1 protein-coding gene is annotated in these 634 nt (G+C 44.0%); it reads right to left on the bottom strand.

Translation table 11 applies throughout. The features are described 5' to 3' along the window. Nucleotides 1-145 precede the first annotated feature (145 nt). Nucleotides 146-634 (bottom strand): DUF6174 domain-containing protein (locus ACQ661_RS12715; RefSeq protein ID WP_431668589.1); only part of this gene is annotated, 489 nt, incomplete at its 5' end.

The raw sequence follows: 634 nt of genomic DNA, 5'->3' as shown, positions 1-634 counted from the left end.
TAAGTAGAACAGCCCCCACAAAGGCGGCTTGAATACTTGATGTTATTACATGCTTCCACATTGCATTGCCTTATAACGCCCGCCACACACGCGAGCAACTTGTTGCGAGTCGAGCGCCCAACGGGCGCGTTTTTGATGGCGTTTGTTAGAGCTCATTTTGTTTAAACTCCGTGACCCGATAAGAACACTCGTCATCAATAATATCTTTGGACCAATCGACACGTATTTCCTCTGGAAATCCGTAATCGCTGTTATATCTCAACTCCAATTGGTGTGCTTCCTTGATAGCTTGCTCCGTCTGTTCAAACAAATAAGCAATCGTTGCTTTACCGCCAAAATGTTGCTTTTCGAACTGCTCGAAAATGTGCTCTCCTTTTTGGACTGTAGCTGAAGTCGTAGAGCTCAACATGCAGCCTTCTTCAATAACATAAGCATAGTTTTTGAGATTCAATGACTGCCAATGAGCGCGATACTGCTCAAATTGATCAAACTGCCTACTCCTCTCAGAGACAGCATATATCCCCCAAGAAGAATAAATCAGGATTATTAAGCTCCCCAACACAATAAGAGCTACAAATGGATTACGCAGATCGAACAGATTCATGATGAGCTCTAACGCAAAGCACACGGGCGA

The sequence above is a fragment of the Pseudidiomarina sp. WS423 genome (assembly GCF_050750165.1).
Taxonomy (GTDB): Bacteria; Pseudomonadota; Gammaproteobacteria; order Enterobacterales; family Alteromonadaceae; genus Pseudidiomarina; species Pseudidiomarina fusca.
This window is presented reverse-complemented; position numbering and strand designations above follow the sequence as displayed.